Origin of the sequence: Parafrankia sp. EUN1f, from assembly GCF_000177675.1 — a bacterium.
Taxonomy (GTDB): Bacteria; Actinomycetota; Actinomycetes; order Frankiales; family Frankiaceae; genus Parafrankia.
This window is the reverse complement of record NZ_ADGX01000027.1, coordinates 37,804-59,853: the sequence shown is the minus strand read 5'-3', so window position 1 is coordinate 59,853 and position 22,050 is coordinate 37,804. Positions and strand designations below refer to the sequence as shown.

Here is a 22,050-nt window from a genome sequence, read left to right as displayed (position 1 = left end):
CCCAGGCACCCGCAGGAAAACCGTCACCAGCCGAACCAACCCCCCAGCCTCCTCCCACCCGGGCAGAAAGCGAGATCCTCGAAAGAACACGCACCAGAATCGACCGCGCCAACCCCCGGCACATCATCACCGACCAGGAGATAATCGACACCTACAGAAACCTGATTCAAAGCCCACAGTTCCGGAGAAGAACCGCCATCGCCTATGCCGTCCTCATCGAGGAGACCCTCCTCCACGGCGACATCGGTCACCTCCACGGCAACGGCCCCGGGGAGCCCGGCGACGCGGGCCATTCCGGCGTCCAGACCAACCCCGACCAGCGCACGATCTTCACCGCCGACACCGCCGACCTCGCCGCCGCACTCACCCCTCCCGCCGGCGTGACCACCGTGTTCCTGCCACGAACCCCGGATGGCCGCATCGCCCTGCCCGCCCCGGCCTCCCAGGCAGATCAGTCCGTCACCACCACCGGGCCCGGCCACGCGAGTCCCACCGAACAACACCCACGGGCCCTCACCGTGGGCAGCCTGCGCGAGCTCCTCAACGCGGCCGGCTGGCGAGGGGGACCGATCCAGTTCTGGGTCGCCCCGGAGCCAGGCGGGGTGAACCCAGCACGCCTGTACGCGCTCGAAGACCAGCTCAGATCGTTCACCGAAACGATCCGCGCCGAGATCTGGGCGCCCCACCCCGGAACCCAGCCACGAGTCGAGAACGGCGCGCTGCGCAACACCAGCGCCAGCAGCGACGACGGCGCCAGCCACTGGCTCTCCTACACCCCCCAGCCCCGCGGCGACGAGCCTCAGATCACCCCACCCACCTGGCTCGCCCCCCACGACGACGGCAGCCTGCGTCCCACCGACAACACCGTCGTCCGGTGGCCCGGCGGCATGGGCATGATGACCCTCGACGCCTGTCTGGCCGCACTCCCCGACCTGCAACGGATGGCGGCACAGCGGCAGGACCCCGGAGTCTTCGACGTCGTCCTGCCCCAGGGTCCGGGGGGCACCGGCGCACTCACAGGCGGCGGCACTCCCAGAGCGATCGCGAGAAACCTCGAGGCGGCCCTGCGCCGAGGCGGGTGGCGGGCGACGAACAGACGCGTGGACCTGCGGATCTGGGTCCCCGCGAGCCTCAGCGATACCGAAGTGTCCATACTGGGCAATCTCGCGAACACCCACCGCATGGAGATCCTGGTCCCGGCGGAGGGAAGTCTGCCTGCCGGGGACGGCCAGCCGCGGCTTGTCACGGCTTCCGGTAGGCCAGGCACCTGGCGAACGCTGGGGCGCCTCGGAGACCGGGGTGCGAGCAGATGGCATTCCGTCGACGGCGTGGCCCGCCGGCGCACCGACCCGGCGGTCGTCAGAATGCCCGGCGGGCTGAGCATGCTCCAACCCGACGGCCGCGGGCATGCCCCCCGCCCCGAGAACGTCCCCACTCTTCCGGACAGGTTCGAGATCCGCGGCAGCACGGTCGGGGTGAACGACGGCGCGGCTGCGCTCCTCGTCGGCCGCTTCGACGGGACGTCCCACCACCTTCACGCCGCCGACGTGCCTGACTTCCTTCGCGAGAACGGCTGGCAGGACGGCCAGCCGTTGGTCATCGCCAGCAACAACCTGACCACCAGGGCGAGGGCCTTCTGGGCCCAGGTCGGCGCCGTCGCACGGACACACGTGTTCGCGCCACCCCCAGGAGCCAGCCTGCCGACCGGCACCCTCGCCGGCATCTCATACCTGGCTCCCACCAGGAAGAACCGGTCCCCGCACTGGGAGGCGCTGTACAGCTCGGACGGCTCTGAGCCGCCACTGGTGACGGACGGCCTCGGACGCCTGTGGGCACCGGAAACAGTGGTCTGGCTTCCGCTGGCCGACTTCGGCCTGGCCTCACCCACCCAGGCCCTGCTCGACGAACATCCGCTGCGGGACCCGGACCTGCCCTACCCGGACTCGGTCTTCGTCCTGGATCTCCCGGTACTGCCCGACGGCCGGCTGGGAGTCACCTTCCCCGACGGCAGCATCCGCCCGCTCCTGCCGAACCTGACCTCCGAACTGATCACCAAGATCCGTGACACACCGGCGCGCTGGGGCGAAGAACCCGCACAGCCCGGGGAGCAGACACCGAAAGTCGACATGGTGATGCTGTGGTCGGCACCACCGGCGCCACCGGCGGCCCCGGCCCTCGGGACCGGTGCTGGCGACTGGGCACGGCAGTTCCGGTCCTCGCGATCTCCGCGCGGCGATGCCGCCCGACAGGCCGCCGCCGCCTTCGACCGGGATGTGAAGGCCCTCGCGAACGCACTCCGACTCCCGATCGCCCGGATCGCCACCGGAGCCGACCCGTTCTCCTACCGCTTCGTCCCCGGCAGCGACGCGAAGGTCGACGACCGGCAGCTTCGCCTCCACCGCGCCGACATAGAGGCAGGGGAGATCACCCTGGTCACACCGAGCGGCGCGGCCGAGATCCCGACCTACATCCAGGTCGGGGAGAATTCGGTCCTGACCGAAGTCACCAGGAGCGTCAAGAACGGGCCACGCGCCTACAACAACGGCTCCTACATGTTCGGCACACGCGCGAACTCGAATACCGCTCATGACGAGCTCATGATCTGGCAGAACCCGCTCGACTGGCCGGCGGACCTTCCGGTGCTCGTCGTACACGTCAACGCCGAGGAGCGAAAGCTCTCCTGGCGGATCGACAGCTACGCCGGGATCTCCGTGAAAGAAATCGTGGCCGTCCTCCAGGCCGACGCCCTGACCGAGGCCCAGGCTCGGCAGCTCGACGACATCGAACGAGCCAACTTCCGACAACTGGGCGGACCCGCACCGCTGACAGCTCCCGCACCTGCTCGGCCACCGGTTGCGCTGAAGCCGTACCGGCTGGTCTCCTCCCGGCCCCTCACCCCGGACTCACAAACCGTGCTGGAGAACCTCGCACGCGAGATCTCCGTGGAACTCGGCGGTCTCCCGATCTACGTCGGCCAGAACGCCACACCCGCCGGCCACCTGCAGGACATCCGAGCCGACGACTGGATCCCCGTCACCGCCCCACCGCTCGGAACGACCCCCCAGATCGACTACGTCCGCGACAGCACCACCGGCCTCCTCGTCTCCATCGGCGACAACCTCGACACCGACCGTGACCTCGATGACCCGTGGAACCAGCTCGGCGCTCCCTTCGGAGACGTCATCACCGAGATCCACACCGACGAACACGGCCCCTACGCCCTCAACCTCGCCCCACCCCGACCCGACCAACCCGACAGATTCCCCGCACCCCAACGCATCCCCGGAGCTTTCCAGGTCACCCTCTGGGGCGGCCTCAACACCGCCACCGTCCACCTCCGCGGCAACAAGACCGGAACCGTCACCATCCCCCCGACCGCCCTCGCCACCCTCATCCAGCAGCACCTGCCCACCACCAACGCCCCCACCTCCATCACCCTCGTCACCCCCCATCCGCTCCTGCAATCCAGCCTTCACCCCGCGGCCCTTCCCAACATTCTCGCCGCGGAGCTCAACCTCCCCATCCACCTCCGACCGGACGAGAACACCCCCATCGACCAGTGGCCCCGGGCAGCCACCCCACCCGACCTCCCCCACCTCACCGACACCCACGGCAACCCCCTCGCCCTCAACCTCACCGACCCCACCACCACACCCCCCCTCACCGACGCACCCCCCCACGTCGCCGCCGCCCTCCAGGAAAACCGCCACGTCGTCATCGTCGGAAGCACCCCCGACGGCCGCATGACCGTCCTCCACAACGGCACACCCACACCCACCACCCCCTACGTCATCGCCCGCCAGATCACCCAGGCCACCCACCGAAACCCCACCACCACACCCCCACTCACCACCCTCGAATTCTGGATCAGAACACCAGACCAGACCCAGGCCGGAACCCGCCCCGACACCGGCTACCACGAACGCATCACCCGCTTCCAACAAGAAGTCAGAAACCACCTCGGCGGCGACCACCGAACCAACACCCACAACACCACCGACCCCGCACCGGAATACCCCGTCAACAGCACACAGCCCATCAACAACATCTCCCTCCACGACAGCACCCCACCCAGCTACGACCAGGCCACCGAGAACACCGGAACGACCGAGATAGCCGAGCCCGAACGGAGCCCACAGCCCCACCAGCGACTCCCCGACGACGTCACCCTCGCGCCTTCGGACGGGCAGCCATCACCGTCGTTCGACCCATCCCTCCCGGCGTCCGCCCAGGAGCAGAACGGCGCGCGCCGGCCCGATACCGCGGACCCACTTCTGATCGAGCCGGCGCCGCTCCCGATGGAAACAGAATCATCACTGCCGGCAGGGACATCCACGCCGCCCACAGAACCCGGGCAGCCTCGGAGCCAGGCTCAGACCGACGTGCTGAGATGGGTGCGCCGCGCGCTCGAAGGCCACCCGGCGGCCGAGCACATCACTGATCAGGAGATCCTCGCGGCTTTGCATGCGGTCCGCCAGAAGCTGGAACACCGTGCAAAGCTCGATGACGCCCTCGTCCCCTTCGTCATCGCCCAGCTCCTCGGCCTGGATCCCCCCATCGGACGCGGCGGCGACCCGACCGCGGTGCAGGGAACCACCAGCCCCGCACCGGAGGGGGTGCCGTCCGAAAAGCCGAGTACCTCGGCCATCAGGAGCGGGTCGGTCAGTTCGGGCAGCACGCTGAAGGCGCCGACGGGCCCGAGGCGCGGCAGCTCACCCGTCCTTCAGCGCGGCAGCTCCGCCATCCCGCAGCCCGGTGACGGCCTGCACGCCTCCCGCTGGACCTGGAGGTCGCGACTGTCCCGGTCCAGCACGGCGGCGTCCAGCCAGACCGAGCTCGGCAGCAACGCACCCACGAAGAACCGCATGAACGGCCGGGTGATCGACGGACCGCCGGGGGTGCGGTTCGTCATCCGCGAGGTGGGTACTCAGGGCGACCGGCTCCTCGACGCGATCCACTCCAGCATGCGCCAGCAGCTCCGCGGCGGGCAGTCGGCCTATCCGAGCATCGGCGCGTTGCGCGGGGAGCTCGCGGGCCGACTCCGCGCGCAGCCGCCGCCGGCCGGCGCGTCGGACGTCGCCCCGATGCTGGTCAACGCGCTGAGCGACAACGCGGTCGAGGTGCTCCTACGCAGCGCCGCACCGGCCGCCGAGCCGACCGCACCGACCGCCGATCCGACCGCCGACCAGACGTCCGGGCCGCAGCCCGATCCGGGTGGAAGCCAGTCGACGCTGTCGGATTCCAGCGTCCAGCTGGAAGCTCGGGCGCGGCTCGCGGACTGGTTGCGGGCGGATCCCAGAGCCAGGTTCCCGCTGCTGCAGCCGTGGCTGCCGGTGCCGATGCGCGGGCTGATCTCGCACGTCTGGGCCGCGCTCACCGAGCACGGCCGGCTTCCGTACCGCTCCGAACTCGTCGCCGCGGCCCTGGAGGACCCGGCGTTGGCGACGACGCCGCTGTACGCCGAGGTGCCGGCGGCGATCGCGGAGGTCAGCGAGGTCGAGATCCAGGTGCTCCACCGCCACGGAGCACCGGTGCCGCTCGGCCCCATCACCACCGCCGCCGGCGGCCCGAGGCCGACGGCGCGGCGGCAGTCACTGATCCCGGGGCAGCCCACTGGTCGGCCCGTGGTGTACGTGGCCCTGCACGACGGCGCTTACCTGGCGCTCCATCCCCGGGTGGTCGGCCGGTCGGCACCCCGCATGATCAGGTCGGCCGACCCGTCCATACCGACGATCGTGATCTCCGCGCCGACGGACGGTACGGCCGACCCCGCGGAGCAGGGGCGGACCGGCGCGCCGACGATGGATGAGGCCGCGGGCGGCGACCACACGGGTCGGAACGGGCAGAACGCGCAGAACACTCTTGCCCCGCCACCGGACACGGCGTCGGCGCGGGCCTCGGCGTCCCCGCGGGACATTCCCGCGCCGCCACCGCGGCTCGCCGAGAACGGCCGCCTGAGCGCCGCCGACACGGTCATCAGCCTGTACCCGGGCGAGATGGCGGTCTACCGGTGGATCGAGGGGCAGCTGAAGATGACCCTCGGCGCCGCCTGGACGGAGATCCAGCCCGACGTCCTGAACTTCGCCCGGGCGTCGGTGGTGCGCGGGCGCCTCGCCGGCATGACCCGGGGTGACCAGCGCAAGTTGGTGATCAACCAGCGTGGCTGGCGGGGCACGATCGTCCTGGACGCCCGGGTACGGGACTTCCACCATGTCAGGGACGTACCGAAGTTCGAGTTCGAGGCAGGCGCGGAGTCGCAGGCGGCCGGCGGCGACCTGCACGACCACCGCTGGCGGTGGCAGCTCTCGTTGCCGCTGCGCCTCGTCCGGCCCGACCTGGTGTGGGTGGGGATCTTCGGCCGCTCCTGGGACCGGCTCCGCGGCCAGGTGGAGACGACTGCCTCGCGCTCGGTGGCCAAGACGAAGATCGTCGAACCGGCCGCGATCTACGACGGCGTCGCGGACATCCGGGTCAGGATCGACCTGCGCGCCGGTGCCGCGCGCAGGCTCGCGGGGGTCCTTCCGGGCATCGCCGGGCGGCAGATCAACCCACCGCCGCGGACCTTCGAGATCGGCACGAGGGTCGCGACCCCGCTGGCGGAGAGCCCGGATACGGACGGCGGCCCGCCTCCGCCGACCAGGCACTTCGCCCCGCCGGAGCGGGTCACTCGCGACCACCGCCTCGGATCGACCGACGTCGTGCTCGACGTCCACCCGAACCTGCCGCCGGGCACGCGGACGATGCGGGACACCCGCGGTTTCGCCGGTGTGGTGGACGGCCTCGACGGGCCCGGGCGAACGGTCTACGGCGACAGGTGGCCGCGGGTGAAGGCGGAGATCCTCGGCGAGGTCGACCTGGACCGCATCCAGCAGCATCTCAAGGGCATGATGTCCGGCCAGCCGCTGACCGTGCTGCTGGAGTCGGTCAACGAGCACCTGGAGATCACAGCGAAGCTGACGGAGCTGGCCCACCAGCGGGCCACCGGCCAGGCGGAGTTCAACGCGGGCACCGAGACCCACCAGTCGACCTCGGAGCAGCATTTGGTCGGCGACGCGCTGCAGCTGCCGGCCGGCGGGCAGTTCATCGGGACGATCGACAACGTCGCCGACCTGACCGGGACCGGCACCGCCCAGGTCGGCCGGGACACGTTCGCCGTGCGCGACCAGATCACCAAGGCCGGCATGGCGACGAGGACCAAGGCCGCGGACGGGCAGAAGTTCGGTGGCCAGGTGCGGCTGACCTTCGCCATGCGCGACCTGCAGGTGGTGGGAGCGACCCGCTCGGCGGATCCGACCGCGGATCTGGCCATCGAGGCGCTGATCGAGACGGCGGAGGCCCGCCCCGTCGACCGGCCGACGCCGTGGTCGGCCGACCCTCCTCCCACTCTGCCCGACCCGATCGCACCCGACCCGGCGGTGTCCGACGGGACAGCGGCGGCGCCGCGGGACGTCCTGCTGCCACCGGAGCGGATCTGGGGCGGCCGGCCCGGCACCGGCATGCGCGACACCGACACGGTGCGCGACCTGTACCGGATGGACCGGGTGCGGGCAGCCCTCGATCAGGAGGGCCGGCGGTTCTTCGGTGAGCAGAGCTGGAGCCAGATCCGCCAGGACGTGCTGAGCTGGTTCGATCGCGACCGGCTGATGTCCGGCCTGCCGTCGATGACCCGCGGCGCCGTGATGGACGGCCCGGAGCTCAACCAGCGTGTGGTGCCGCCGGGGTCGTTCATCCAGGCCCGGGCATCTCTCACCTCGGCGGCCTTCCGGCGGATCACCCCGACCGAGCTCTACTCGCAGGCGGATGTGACGAACCAGATCTCCCGGCGACGGCTGAACTGGTGGAGCCAGCAGACGACGGCGGTCCCGGGGGGCATCGCCGCCTGGCCGGGCGGGGAGGGCACCTTCGGCGGATTCGGCGGGGCCGAGTACCGGCGCCGCATCGGCTGGCGCACACTGCGTTCCGGGAAGGTGGTAGCCGGAGCGAAGTTCCCCACCCGCGTCGGGATCTACGACAACGATGTCGAATTCACCTTCACGTTCGGTGCCGCCGCGAAGAACGATGCGACAGCACAGGCCACGGCGAAGGCCGAGACCACCATCCCCCAGGGCGAAGGCCTGTTGTTCACGGGCTCCACCAGGCCGCCGGCCCTGCTCACACCGGCGAACCACCAGGCGGAGGTGGCCGCCTATCAGGCCGAACAGACCGCGGAGGACCCGAAGGCGGCCGTGGTCCACCCGAGCGGACGTCTCATCGAGCCGCCCAGGGCCACCGCGTCCGGTATCCATCCGCCGGCACGGCTCGCCGACGAGCACCGGATCAGCTCGAGCGACACCGTGCTCCGGCTCGGCGACGACGACCACGCGGTGATGCGGGAGATCTCCCGGGTCGTCCGCCCGCTGGTCGGCTACCGCTGGCGGACCAACGAGCGCAGGCTCAACCGCCGGTTCGGCGGGGACCCGCTGCGGGCGAAACTGCCCTCGCTGTCGGCCGGAGAGTCAGTGACCACCCGGGTCGGCGGCCTGCTCGTCCGCGGCAAGGTGACCGTGACCGCCGAGGTCGGCGACCTGGGCTACCGCGAGACGGTGCCCGGTGTGGACGCGGAGACGGGCACCGAGACGGCACAGACCGCCGGTGGGGCCGTCGACAGCCGCATCCGCCTCCTCCTGCAGCTGCCGCAACGGCTGCGGCTCTCCGTGCCGTTCCTGCGGATCAACGCCACGGCCTACTACAGCCACGACACGTCGACCTCGCACACCGGCCACGGCGGCGGCCGTGCCGTCGCCCGCGCGAAGACCGTCGAGGACGGCGCGCTGTTCACCGGGCCGGTCCGCTTCGTCGTCAACTACGAGCTGCGCCGCCTGGGCTTCCGGCTGCACCGCCCGCCCGGCACCATCGAGCTGCCCGACACCGGCGTCATCTTCCCGCTGCGCGACACCCGCGTCGCAGGCCCGGACGGCCGGCCGCGCGACCGCACCCCCGACAAGGCGTTCACCGCACCGGCGCGGATGATCGACAGCCGGCGCCTCGGCTCCTCGGACGTCGTGCAGGACCTGCGCGGCAACCCGGCGCGGCCCGGCGATCGGCTGCGCGGAATGGACGACATCCTGCGCGACGTCGAGCCGGCCGGCCGGGAGATGTTCGGCCGGCGCTGGGACGCGGTCCAGGAGCGCATCACGACCGAAGTCCCGCTGAACCGCCTGCAGTACGAGTTCCGGGCGATGACTGCCGGCGACCCGATCGAGATCCAGGTACCCGGCGGACGGGTGTCGATCACCGCCTCGGTACCGGCGACGAACGGCGGTCTGCCCCACGTGAGCAACACCGCGCAGACCGAGTTCCACACCGGGACCGAGCAGACGAGCACCCTCGCGACCACGGACGGCATCACCGCCTTCGGCCGCTCCAACGCCGCCGGGGTCACCGTCCAGGTCCAGGGCACCACGGACTCCTCCGGCGTCGACCCGGTGCGGGGGCGGGTGGGAGGCGCCGTGTCCGTGAGCGCCGGCGGTGATGACGTCGTGACCGTGTCCGTCTCCACCCGCACCGCCGTGTCGACCAAGACCAGACAGCCCGGTGCGGTGTTCGACGGACCGGTTCTCCTGCACTTCCGCCTGGAGCGCACGCCGCTGATCGGGGCCGACCGCATCAGGATCAGCGACGCGAACGCGCGGCTGCAGGTGCTCACCGAGCAGTCCGAGGCCACGCCACGCCCGCCCGCGCCGAGCCCACAGGGCAGGAGGCCGGACGCGCCTATCCCGCCGACCCGGATCTGGAGCGACCTGGAGGATCGCGGACTTCGCGACACCGACGTCGTGCGCAGCCTGCCCGACACCACCGGTCTGCATCGGGCGCTCGACGTCTACGGCCCGCGGGTCTTCGGCGCGAGCAGCTGGGCGAAGATCGGGGACGTCGTCAAGGCGACCTTCAGCAACGCGAACCTCAGCGCGTCGCTCCCCGGCATGACCCGCGGCGAGCCCCTGACCACGCCGCGGCTGCTGAACAGCACCTTCTCCCCGGACACCACCGCCTCGGCCACCGCCGAGATCCTGCACCTTCGACATCTGCGCAGCGATGACAAGGCCGAGCTCAACCCGGTGAACGAGACCACGACGCAGACGACACAGCAACGTCAGTACTGGTCGCAGGGCGGCGTGGCGGCGCAGGCCGGGGTAGAGGCCGACCTCGCCGCCGATCTTGAGGGCAGCGTCGAGGTCAGCGGCGGCGGGGCCTACCGGGGTCGCAGCGCGGACATCATCGGTTCGACCGGCCGGGTGCTGGGCAACGGGAAGTTCGCCAGCCCGACGGCCAACTTCGAGGGCTTCGCGAAGATCTCCATCGAGCTGAAGGCGGACGGGCGGACGGAGACCATCACCGGCGTGGTCCCGGTGGAGCTCGGATTCCCCGTAGACGAGCTGGCGGTCATGCTCAACCCGCTGATCTCCACGACGTTCGAGCTGCCAGGGGAGGACGGCACGCCCGTCCAGTGGTACGGGCCACGCGGCATGGACCTGCCACTGCCGAAGCCCGAGCCGACGCCGCAGGGCACGCCGGGTCCAGCGCACCTCCCGGAGATCACGCTACCCGACCGGTCCTTCTCCGGAGATTTTTCCGACGCAATCTCCGGTCTGCCATTCGCTGAACCGTCCAGTACCCCCCAGCCCAGAAACACCCCCCAGCCCGAGAAAACACCCACGCCCCTCACCACCCCGACACCCAAACCAGCAGAACCAACCACCCCAACAGCAAAGGTAACCCCCCAGCTCGAGACAACATCTCCAGATCCAATCAGTGGCGCTCCCGCGGAGGCCGCAGTGCGGCCGGCCCCCGTGACGTCAGAATCCACGCCAGGTCGGCCCGCTCACTGGTCGGGCCCAGGAGAGGTGACGGTGGGTTCCCGTGTCTTCCGTCAGCAGCAGGTCCCCAACGACGGCCGCTGCTTCTTCGAGGCGCTACTTCAAAGCACGCGCAGCCAAAATCCAGGCACCATGCTCGACGGGATGTCGGTAGCCGACCTGGCGAACCTCGTACACGCCCGGTTCATGGGACTGGCCGGCGCATCACTGCGGGCGGACCTCGACGCCAGGGGCTCCGCCTGGTACGGAGACATCACGGCAGAGCTTCTCAGGCCCCTCACCCGGCCGCAGCTGGCGAACGTCATCGGCAGGTCGGCGATACTGACCCGAGAATCAGACGACGAGCTACGGACCCGCGCCGCGGAAGAGGTTCACCGCAGGCATTTCGGGCCGGCATGGACCCGCCTGCTGACAGTCTCCGGCCTGACCTCGCAGCGAGGGACACGGATCAGCGACCTCGTGGCCCAGGCGATCCGATCTCCCAGGCTCTGGGAGTCGGCGATCTTCGACCGCGTGCCCGAAATAACTCTGAACCTGCTCGACATCGATGTCGTCCTGGTGCGCCCCACCCATCCAGGAATCTGGACGAGCCCGCTACAGGCCTACGAGGTCGGCGCGAACTCCGGACTCCCGGCGCACAGTCCCGTTCACCTGCTTTTCAACGGGCACAACCACTACGAGACGCTGCTGATCACCACGGCAGGTTCTCCCCCGCAGACCGAGGCCCAGTCCATACCCGTGTCGTCGACCGATCAGAACACCACGACACCCACCAGTTGACCAGGCATGTGCGTGGTCCGGCGAGCACCTCGGCTGGCCCCCGGGACGCGGACCGGCCACCGGGGTGAACCGCCCTCACCGGCGGAGGCGTGTTCTCGGCAGGAGCCGCACACCGCCCGGCCGCGACGATCACGGAGGTAGCTTTGTCCCAGGTGCAGGAGTGGGACTGGCCCGTCACACCGACACGCCTCCGGCCCGGCGGCACGACATCCGAGGAACCGGTCGGCGAGACGCCAATGGTCGCGGATGCCACTGGTGCGCAGGGCCCGGCGGTCGCGGAGGTCACCGTCGCGGTCGACGCGACGGCCGCGGTCGACGCGCACGACAGGGAGATGACGGAGGCCTGGCACTGGGCGCTGCTGGGGTTGGCCGGCTACCTCCCCGACGAGCTGGTCCACCAGGCACGAACATGGCTCGCCGCCGGCCAGCGCCTGGAGGTCGCGAGCGCGGTCGCCTTCGCCCTGCTCTCCGGGCAGATCGATGTGGGCGGCGGTGAGATTCCGCTGATCCGCGAGGAGCTGGCCGCCACGGCGTCCGACCCGGACCTGCTGCGCGCGCTGGACACGGTACCCCTTGGGGAACGGCAGCCCAGTGCCTGGGAGTTCCTCGCCACCGACCCCGCCCTGGCGGGCCCGTCATTCGCCCTGCCGCTCGATCGCACGCGCCCGACGCGCGGCGCCCTCGACGACGGAACCCCCGGTGGCTCCCTCGACGATGTCGACCGGGCGATCATCGCGGCCGCCGCCGACGAGGCGGACGTCATCGGGATCTGGCGTTCCTGGCGGCTGCCCGCCTGGGCGACGCCGTATCCGCCGCCGCGGCGCGTCTTCGTCGTCACGATCGACCCTCACCTCATGGCCCTGGCCGCGGCCGTGACCGGACGGCTGCAGCTGGCGCTGGTCGCCGCGGGCGATCTCGACGCCCAGGTCGAGGTGCTGCCGGCTGGCGTCGACGCTCCCCCCTACCAGGTACTCGCCCGGATCGGCAGCGCCCTGCTGTGGGCCCGTGAGGCTGCCGGCGAGGTGCGGGTGGCCCGGGTGTTCGACGACGTCGACCCGGTCGGCGGCCCGGCCTTCGCCGCGGACCGCCCCCGTGTCGACGACCCGTGGCTGCGCGACGACCTGCTGGCCTATCTCGACGCGGGGCAGCCGGTGATCGGCACCACCGCCCTGATGCCCGACCTGCTGGATCCGGCGCGCGGTGAGGTGGTGCCGATGACGATGCGCACCGACGGTCACTGGGTCTGGACCGACACGGTCAGCTACTACCTGGAGGAGCACGGCCTCGCCCCCGAGCCGGACCTGGTCCGGCACATCAGGCTGGCGGGGATGCCGGCGCCGGTGGACGAGGTGGCACAGCACCGGGTGCTAGCCCACCTGCTGCAGATGGAGCACGCCGAGGAGGACTCGTGGGCCGTCCCGCAGACCGCCGCCCCGCCTGATCTGGACGCCAGGCCGGGCGCGGCGTGAGCCCGACGGCGCTGCGCGCGGCACCGCACCCTCCGCCCCCACGCGCCCGGCCTGCCGTCCCTGCCCGGTCTGCCGTCCCTGCCCGCGCTGCTGTCCCTGCCCGTGCTGCCGCCTCTGCCCAGCCAGCCAGACCCTCACGTACACCGAAGCCCACCAGCGGACGATCACCGATACCCGGGCGCCGGACCGCACCCGAACGGTCGCTGCCGCAGCACCGGGCGTGGGCGCGGCCGTGGCCAGCCGAGGGGAGCGTGCCCGTCGTGCCGGCACCGCTGCAAGGCGCCGCCTTCGCCTGGGACAGGTCTGGGCGCCCCGTGCCGACCTCCGTCAGTCCTTCGGCACGGGCGGCACGCGGAGCAGCCGCGCGTCCGCCGGTCCATGCCGCACGGGCGGACGAATCGACGGACCCCGAAGTGGACGAGCTCCTCGACGAGAGCCTCGTCACCGCGGCCGGGCGGTTCTTCGTCTCCGCCTGGACGAACTCCGGGCGGTTGCCACTCGCCCCGCCTCGGTTCTTCGTCGTCCATCTGGATGCCGACCAGACCGGCTTCCAGGCGAACGGCCGTCCTGTCACACCGGAGACCCTGGCCCGGGTGATCGAGAACTGCCACGAGTGGGGCCACCGCCCGGTGCTGGTACTGGCCCGGTCGCGCCCGCCGGACGAGCTGGTGGCGAGCCTCGCCCACGTGCTGGCGGCCCGTCTGCGGGTCAGCGTCCACACCGCGGACACCGGGGCCTGGCAGCTGCCCGGCATCGTGTTCACCGCGGGAACGGTACGGCGCTGGGACGTCCCCGGCCCGGGTGAGGCGGCCGACTCCCTCATCCCCGAGGCCACGGTCGAATCCGAACCAGCAGTCGCACCCGAACCCACGGCCGAATCCGAACCAGCGGTCGCACCCAAGCCCACAGTCGAATCCGGACCGGCGGCGGTTCCCGACCCGATTCCGGAGATCGTTCCTGTCTCGGCGGCCGCGCGGAACGTCTGGCAGCCGGTCGCCCTGCCCCCGGCGATCCGCCGGGAATCCCCCGCCGTCGCGCGGTGGTCGCCGGCCCCGCGTCCGACCGACGCTCCGCCCGGGGCCGAGGCGGCCCCGCCTGCCCATTCGCACCCGCCAGCCGACCTGCACCCGCCAGCCGACCTGCACCCGTCCGGAGACCCAGGCGGATCGCCCGCCCAGGCCGGGCGGCCGGGCGCGGTGGGCGGTGCCCGGCAGGAGCCCGCCGGGCTTCTGCCGTGGATCGCGGTGGCGCCCGAGGCGGTGCCGTCGGACCGCGAGCGGCTGCGCGCGTTCCTCGGCTGGCAGTACGAGGCGCACGCACGCGCGGTTCTGGGCCTGCTCGCCCTGCAGCCGGGACTGCGCTCGGCGTCGGGCTCGGTTGACGTCCTGTCAGGTCTCGTCGCACTGCGGGCGTACCTGCGGGCCGAGGACCCCGCCGGCACGGCGCGTACGGCGGCCGAACCGCCCGACGTGACCGCGGGACTTGTCGACGCCGTGCTGCGCGCCGCCGCCGAGGGCGGAGACCGGGACGGACTGTTGCTGCTGGCCCGCTGTGCGGCCGCCGGCCTGGGGCGGCTCCCCTCCGCCGCCGGGCCGGTGGTCCGGCCGACACTGGCCGATCCACTGCTGGCAGCCGGTCTGCGCCCGGGGCAGGTCCTGGTGGAGCCCGGGTTCCTCCGGGTCTCCACGACGCCGTGGGCCGTCCAGGGGCAGACGGTGGGCTACGCCATCTGGTCCGCCACCGCCCGCCGCACGGACCGACTGGGATCACCCGGCCAGCCGGACGGCCACGCAGGCCCCGCCCTCTTCGCCCCCGGAACCCGCTTCGTCGTCCTCGACGTCTCGACCGGGGCCGGCCCGCCGGAGTCGCCGTCCGGCGGGATCTGGGTCCTGCTGCGCGAGTTCGTCGGCGGGCGCGCCGACCCCACGTTCGACGAGCGCGTCCGCGGCCGGCTGCAGGCGCTCGTCAGCCGCGTCGACGGCGATACCGCCCCGACGCCGTCCGGCACGGCCGGGGACGGTGGCGTGGACGGTTCGATGATCGGCCTCGGCGACGACGGCCGGCCCTACGCACCCGAGGGCGGCGACGTGCCGCCATCGGAGTCATGACGTCCCGTCGCCGTGGCGGGAGAAAGCCGAGGAGCAGCGATGATCGCGGGTGTGCTGTCCGTCTCCGCCACGGACGAGGACTGCCTGCGCGGACTCGCGCGGGCCCTGCTCGTGGCCGCGCCGGGCGACACGGTGGCCATCCGGCCCGGGGTGTACCGGGAGGCGCTGGTGTTCACCCGGGACGTCGTCCTGGTCGCCGAGGAGGGCCCTGGCACCGTGGTCGTCGAGGTGCCTCCGGGGTCGGCGCTGCTGTGCGCGGGCGGCGATGTCCGCCTCGACGGGCTCCGGCTGCAGGGCGGTGACGAGTACCTGCCACTGGTGCAGGTCACCGGCGGCCGCCTCACCCTGGAGAACTGCGACGTCGAGGCGTCGGCGGCGGCGCTCCTGCACGTCCACGGAGGTTGGGCGCGGGTGCATGCCAGCCGGATGGTCAACCCGACCGGCTCCGGCCTGGTCGCCGAGGGCGGGCACGCCGAGCTCACCGAGGTCGAGATCTCCGTCGGCGGCGGGGCGGCCGACGTCGACGCGAACGCGAACGGGAACGGGAACGGGCGCGGGCGCGGCGGCAGCAGCGGTGGAGGCGGCTCGGGCGGCTCGGGCGATTCGGGCGCGGGAACGGCGGGAGCGGGCACCGCGGGAGCCGGAAACGCGGTCGTCCTTGTCGGCGGCACCGGCCACCTGCTGCGTTCATGCTCGATCGCAGTGGCGAACGGTGTGGGCGTGCTCGCCGCGGGCACCATCGACCCGCTGCTCGAGCGATGCTGGATCGACGCGGGCAACGGCGTCGGCGTGGTCGCCCACGCGAGCTCCCGGCTGCGGATGACCGACACCCGCCTCGCCCGGGGCGTGGTGGGCGTCCATGCCGCCGACCACGCCCGGCCGACCTTCGAACGCTGCGAGCTGCGTGGCATGGCGGGCCATGCGCTGATGACCCTGGATCAGGCGGCGCCGACGCTCGTCGACTGCCTCGTCGAGGCGCCCGCGGGCCACGGTCTGCACGCCGCCGGCCGCTCCACACCCGTGCTCCAGGGCTGCGTGGTGCGCGGCAGCGGGGCGGCCGGGCTGGTCGCCGTCGAAGCGGCACGCCCCGAGGTGACCGGTGGAGAGATCGCGTCCTGCGGCGACGCGGGCGCCCTGTTGATCGCCCGCTCGGCGGCGCTGTTCGACGGCACCGCCGTGCACGGCAGCCCGTCGGGGCTGGTGATCGAGGACGCCGCCGCGCCCCGCCTGCTCGGTCTGGACATCACCGACGTCAACCACGGGGTGCGCGCCACCGGCGGCGACGGGTACCTGGAGGAGTCCCGGATCGCCGGCGCCCGACGATCCGGTCTCGACCTGGCCGGCGACGCCCACCTGCAGGTGCGCAACCTGCAGGTCACCGGCTGCCGGATCGGCGTCGAGATCCGTGAGCGTGCGGCACCGCACCTGGCGGCCGTGGACGTCGAGGGTGCCCGCGAGGTGGGGATCCTCGTGCGGGAGGCGGCGCACCCGCTGATGGCCGGTGCCCGGGTCCACGGCACCCGTGGCCCGGGCCTCGTCCTCGCACCCGGCAGCGGCGCTTCGATCACCGACGTGGACCTGGTCGCGAACGAGGGACCCGGCCTGCTCGTCGAGACGAACGGAGAGGTGTCGGTCGTCGGCGGGGTGGCCCGCGGCAACGGCGGGGGTGGCGTCGAGGTCACCTGCCAGACGTCCAACCTGCACGTCAGTGGCATCGACACCGGCCACAACAACCTCCCGGTCTCGTTCACGACCGCACCGGGCGGCGGGCGGGCACCAATGCCTGGCGGCGACGGCACCGCGCGCCGAGACCACCCGCCGCGCGATCACGCGGCGCAGTCGAGCCCGTCGGGGGTCAACAGCGCCGGCGGTGCCCGTGGTGACCTCGGTGGCGGTGGTGACCTCGGTGGCGGTGGTGACCTCGGTGGCGGTGGTGACCTCGGTGGCGGTGGTGGTGGTGCCGACGGCGGCCCTGGCACCGGTTCGGGCGGCCCCGGCACCGGCGGCTCCGACAGCGGCTCCGCCACGGCTTCCGGTGACCAGCCCTCTGACCAGGTGACCGCGCTGCTCGCCGAGCTGGACGCCCTGGTCGGCCTGGAAGGCGTCAAACGCGAGGTCGCCACCCTGGTCGGGCTGCACCAGATCGCGCGGCGACGGCGGCAGGCCCGACTGCACGCGCCGCCGACGATGTCACGTCACGTGGTCTTCGCCGGCCCGCCCGGCACCGGCAAGACCACGGTGGCGCGCCTGTTCGGGAAGATCCTCGCCGCCCTCGGCGTGCTGGAGACCGGCCAGCTCGTCGAGGTCGCCCGCGCCGACCTCGTCGCCGAGCACGTCGGCGGCACAGCCGTGCGGACCACCGCGAAGTTCGAGGAGGCGGTCGGCGGCATCCTGTTCATCGACGAGGCGTACACGCTCGCCCCGTCCGACGGCAGCCACGACTTCGGCCGCGAGGCCATCGACACCCTCGTGAAGCTGATGGAGGACCGCCGCGACGAGGTCGTCGTCATCGTCGCCGGCTACTCGCCGCAGATGCGCTCGTTCCTGGCCGCGAACCCGGGCCTGCAGTCCCGGTTCTCCCGCACCATCGAGTTCGACAGCTACACCAGCGCCGAGCTCGTCACCATCGTCGAACGCCTGTGCCGTGACCATCACTACGCCCTCGAGTACGAGACCCGGGAGGCGATGCACCGCCATTTCGACAAGGTGCCGCGCACCGAGACGTTCGGCAACGCCCGCGCCGCCCGTCAGCTGTTCGAGACGATGCTGGGCCGCCAGGCATACCGCCTCGCCCGCACCCCCGACACCCCGGACCTGGAGCTGGCCCGCCTGCTGCCGGAGGACCTGGGCGACACCGTGGGCCCGCAGGCCGAGGACGCCGCGGCGGAACGAAACCGCGTCGTCGAGAGCCTGCTGCGCCGCCTGCACGCGATGACCGGGCTCGCCGAGGTCAAACGCGAGGTCTCCGACCTGGTGGACCTGCTCGCCTCGGTGCAGGCCCGTGCCGATGCCGGCCTGCCCGCCCCCGCGGTGTCGCGGCACCTGGTCTTCGCCGGCCCGCCCGGCACCGGCAAGACCACCGTCGCGCGGCTCTACGGCGAACTGCTCGCCGCGATGGGCGTCCTGCGCACCGGCCAGCTCGTCGAGGTCGCCCGCGCCGACCTCGTCGGCCGGTACGTCGGGCACACCGCGGCGAAGACCACGGAGGTCTTCGACTCCGCCCGCGGCGGGGTCCTGTTCATCGACGAGGCCTACGCGTTGTCCGCCCGCGGCGACGGTGCCGACTTCGGCCGCGAGGCCATCGACACCCTGGTGAAGCTCATGGAGGATCACCGCGACGACGTCGTCGTCATCGCCGCCGGCTACACCGCCGACATGGAGCAGTTCCTCGCCAGCAACGCCGGGCTCGCGTCCCGGTTCAGCCACCGCATCCGCTTCTCCTCGTACTCCGCCGACGAACTCGTGGCGATCTTCGAGAGTCTCGCGCAGGCGAGCGGCTACCAGCCCCACGGCGGCACCCTCCAGGCGCTGCGCGAGCACTTCGACGGTCTGCGCCGCGACGAGGCGTTCGGTAACGGCCGTTACGCCCGCCAGATGCTCGACCGCATCATCACCCGCCAGGCCAGCCGCCTGCGCCGGATGCCGGCGCCCACCGTCGACGACCTGCAGCAGCTGCTGCCCGGCGATGTCGCCGCGGCCCTGCTGCGGTAATCGCCGAGTCCGGGGCCGGTGCCGGCCCGGCACCGGCCCCGACGAGGGCACAGCACCGGCCGGGGCGGGACGACCGGCGTCAGGATGTCGGCGTACCGCGCCGTCCGCCGCAGGTCCGGCGGGAGTGGTGCCCGGTGGAGGCGGACCGGGCCGCGGCGCGGGCGGAGGGGTGGGCGGAGGTGGGCCGGGCCGCGGTGTGGGCTGGTCCCAGACCGAGCTGGTCCGCCACCTGGCGCAGCGCGCGCCGACCGTAGTGGACGCGGCTCTTCACCGTCCCGACCGGCACCCCGAGCCGCGCCGCCGCCTGCTCGGACGTCCGGTCACGCAGGTAGACCTCCACGAGCGCGGACCGGTGGACGGGCCAGACCTGCCGCAGGGCCTCCGCCATGACCACCGACAGGACGACGGCCTCGGAGGTGTCCGAGGGCATGGCGATGTCGGCGTGGTCGGCGGTGAGCTCAAGCTCGGTGGGGCGGGCCTGCCGGGACCGGTGGCCGTCCACGGCCAGGTTGTGCGCCACCCGGCGCAGCCAGCCGTGTACCGACCCCGGCCGGGTCGTCAGCCGCTCCAGGTGATGCCAGGCCCGCAGGAACGTCTCCTGGACGACGTCCTCCGCCCGCCCGCGGTCCCCGCCGGTGAGGCGTGTCGCGTAGGAGAGCAGCGGCCCGCGATGGGTCCGCACGAGTTCCTCGAAGACCCGCTCCCGGGGCAGAGCTGCGGGCGCGGTGATGTCACGTTCGCTGTCGGAGGTCATGCGGTAAACGTCGCGGAGAGGCGGCATGCCCCGACAGGGAGCGGACCCTCCACCCGGTGACGCCCACACCCGGTCCGGGTAGGGCTTTCCCTACCCGGACCGACCACTTTCCGCCCCTGCTTCCGAGCAAGTAAGGAGGATTATGGCTGCGACAGCAACCGAAATCCTCACTTCTTGCGGATCGCCAAGCGACTTTGTGACCTTTTTGTCGTCATTGGGGTGAATGCTGACGCGGCGCGGTGGCACGGGATCCCCGGCGGGTTCGCGTGCGGCGGGTGGGCACGGACCACCGGGTCCAGATGGGTGACCCGGGATCCGCCGCATCTCGGAATTTCGCGACGCGCTCCCGACACTGACGACCACGACCCTCAGACCTTGCTCGGCAGCAGCGACAACCTCGATTCCTGCTCAGCAGCAAGGGCAACCTGAAACTCGTACGAATTGTGGTCGGCGGAAGGCCCCGATCCTGCGGACCGCCGGTCGTCGGGGATTTCCACCACGGGTGCTGGCGCGGAGGACGTGGTGTCGCGGTGGGTGTAGCCGTAGACCGCGCCGGCGACGACCGCGAGGAGCAGGCCGACAACAGCGAGCACGAGACGGCGCCCCAGCGGTTGTTCCGCCGTGGGCACGCCGCTGGCCCCGCCGGCGGCCGGTCCAGCGCCGGCGGCCGCATCCCCCGGATTCCCCGGATTCCCCGGATCCGCTGGATCCGCTGGATCCGCTGGATCCGGCGATGCTTCGACCTTCCCCGAATTCCCCGCGCTGCCGGGCACGGCGGCCGGTGCACCGGCCTGCGCGGCACCCGCGGGCCCGCTGGCCGCGGGCTCGCCGAGCGCACGCTCATCGATCGCCAACGTCGAGCCGGCGGCCTCCGCTCCCGCTGTCGCAGATGGCATCGGGTTCTCCCCGGACGGCACGGACGGCACGGACGGCACGGACGGCACGGAGCCGGACCCAGTCGGCGCCGGAACGCCGCGCCCGTCCGTGGGGCGTGCGGGCCTGGGGGCGTCCGTGGGCGGAGACGACACGGCGGTGGTGCGGGCGGGGACGGAGATCGTCGGCCTGGGCACCATCACCGGCGCGGGCGCAGGCCCGGCGGCGAGCAGCGCGGCGCCGAGAGCCACGGTGCGCTGCGGGTGGGCGTCGACGATCACGGGGCGGCCCAGGCTTTCCTCGACCATCCGCGCCACCAGGGGGATGCGCGAGGAGCCGCCGGAGAGCAGCACCGCGGTCAGGTCCGCCGGCTCGACGTCCGCGGACCGCAGGGCCCGGTGCAGGGCCTCGACGGTCGAGGTCAGGGCCGGGCGAATCAGTTCCTCGAACTGCGCCCGGGTGATCTCGACGTCCCGCCGGACGGTGCGCAGGAACACGGGTATGACGGCCTCCGCGTCGAAGGAGAGTGCCTCCTTCGCGAGGATGCAGTCGGACCGCAGCCGGGCGAGCGCGGCGGCGTCCTCCCGCGCGACGGGGTCGGCGGCGGTCGACGCGGAGCCGCCGAGCGTGCCGGAGGCGGCGATGCCGCCGAGGGATCCGGGCACGGGCCCCAGCGCGGACACGGCACCGTCGAGGGCCCGGTCCACGTACTGGAACACCGCCTCGTCGAAGTCCGCGCCGCCCAGCCATTCGACGCCTTCGGGGGTGCCGAGGACACGGGCCCTGCCGTCCTCGTAGTGCAGGACGGCGGAGTCGAAGGTGCCGCCGCCGAGGTCGTAGACGGCGATGACGCTGCCGTCGGCCACCTGCTGGCGCCCGACCCCGGCCGGCCCCGCGGCGTGCACGACACCCGCCGTACCCGCGAGCCCACCCGCCGCCGTGCCGCCCACACCTGCACCCGCTCCCGCGCCCGCACCCACGCCCGAGACCGCATCCGCCGCCGCCGCCGCGACGTTGTCCTCCCCCAGCGCGTAGTAGATGGCCACGGCCTCGGGCTCCGTCACCATCCGAACGGCGTCCAGACCGGCCAGCCGGGGCACCTCGTCGAACTGTTCGAGCCGGTACTGCCCCCACACCGCCGGCCGGCTCAGGACGATCCGCGCCGGTGGGTGGCCGATCCGCGCGGTCGCGGCCGCGACGGTGTCGGCCAGCACGGCGGCCAGGAGCCGGACCGGTGAGAACGGCGCGCCGCCGAGGAGCAGCGGAGTGGGGTCGCCGAGCCGGCGTTTGAACTCCCACGCCGCCCGGCCCGGGTCTCGGCGCGCCTGCCGGTCGGCGGCGTCGCCGGTGAGCAGGCTCGAATCGGATGCCGCGAACGCGACGGACGGAGTGAGAAGGTCGCGACCACCGAGGCCGACCATCTCGATCCGCCCGGGACGCCCGATGGCCGCGGCCGTGGAGGTCGTCCCGAGGTCGACGCCGAGACCGTAATCCACCGTGGC

The 22,050-nt window shown here is 72.5% G+C and carries 7 protein-coding genes; 4 read left to right on the top strand and 3 right to left on the bottom strand.

What is annotated here, in order from left to right; translation table 11 throughout:
- Nucleotides 1-23: 23 nt before the first annotated feature.
- Nucleotides 24-293, bottom strand: coding sequence for a hypothetical protein (locus FREUN1FDRAFT_RS10840; protein WP_035951247.1), 270 nt, complete (start codon nt 291-293; stop codon nt 24-26).
- A 96-nt stretch (nt 294-389) separates the two neighbouring features.
- On the opposite strand from FREUN1FDRAFT_RS10840, the gene FREUN1FDRAFT_RS10835 reads away from it, so the two are divergent.
- From FREUN1FDRAFT_RS10835 to FREUN1FDRAFT_RS10820, 4 genes are all read left to right on the top strand, one after another.
- On the top strand, nt 390-11,633 hold the full coding sequence (locus FREUN1FDRAFT_RS10835; RefSeq protein WP_157474620.1) for a hypothetical protein: 11,244 nt from the start codon (nt 390-392) through the stop codon (nt 11,631-11,633).
- Between the two features lie 143 nt (nt 11,634-11,776).
- On the top strand, nt 11,777-13,102 hold the full coding sequence (locus tag FREUN1FDRAFT_RS10830) for a hypothetical protein (protein ID WP_006540070.1): 1,326 nt from the start codon (nt 11,777-11,779) through the stop codon (nt 13,100-13,102).
- A gap of 413 nt (nt 13,103-13,515) precedes the next feature.
- Nucleotides 13,516-15,210, top strand: a complete 1,695-nt coding sequence (locus FREUN1FDRAFT_RS10825) for a hypothetical protein (protein ID WP_035951246.1) — start codon at nt 13,516-13,518, stop codon at nt 15,208-15,210.
- A 39-nt stretch (nt 15,211-15,249) separates the two neighbouring features.
- Complete coding sequence (locus FREUN1FDRAFT_RS10820) at nt 15,250-18,921, top strand: AAA family ATPase (RefSeq protein WP_006540068.1); 3,672 nt, start codon at nt 15,250-15,252, stop codon at nt 18,919-18,921.
- Between the two features lie 79 nt (nt 18,922-19,000).
- On the opposite strand, the gene FREUN1FDRAFT_RS10815 is transcribed toward FREUN1FDRAFT_RS10820, so the two are convergent.
- Nucleotides 19,001-19,675 carry a sigma-70 family RNA polymerase sigma factor gene (locus FREUN1FDRAFT_RS10815; RefSeq protein WP_006540067.1) on the bottom strand — a complete coding sequence of 225 codons (675 nt, stop codon included), beginning with the start codon at nt 19,673-19,675 and terminating at the stop codon, nt 19,001-19,003.
- Nucleotides 19,676-20,043: 368 nt separating this feature from the next.
- Entirely contained in the window at nt 20,044-22,044 is a 2,001-nt protein-coding gene (locus FREUN1FDRAFT_RS42965) for an Hsp70 family protein (RefSeq protein ID WP_006540066.1), read from the bottom strand.
- Nucleotides 22,045-22,050: the final 6 nt, after the last annotated feature.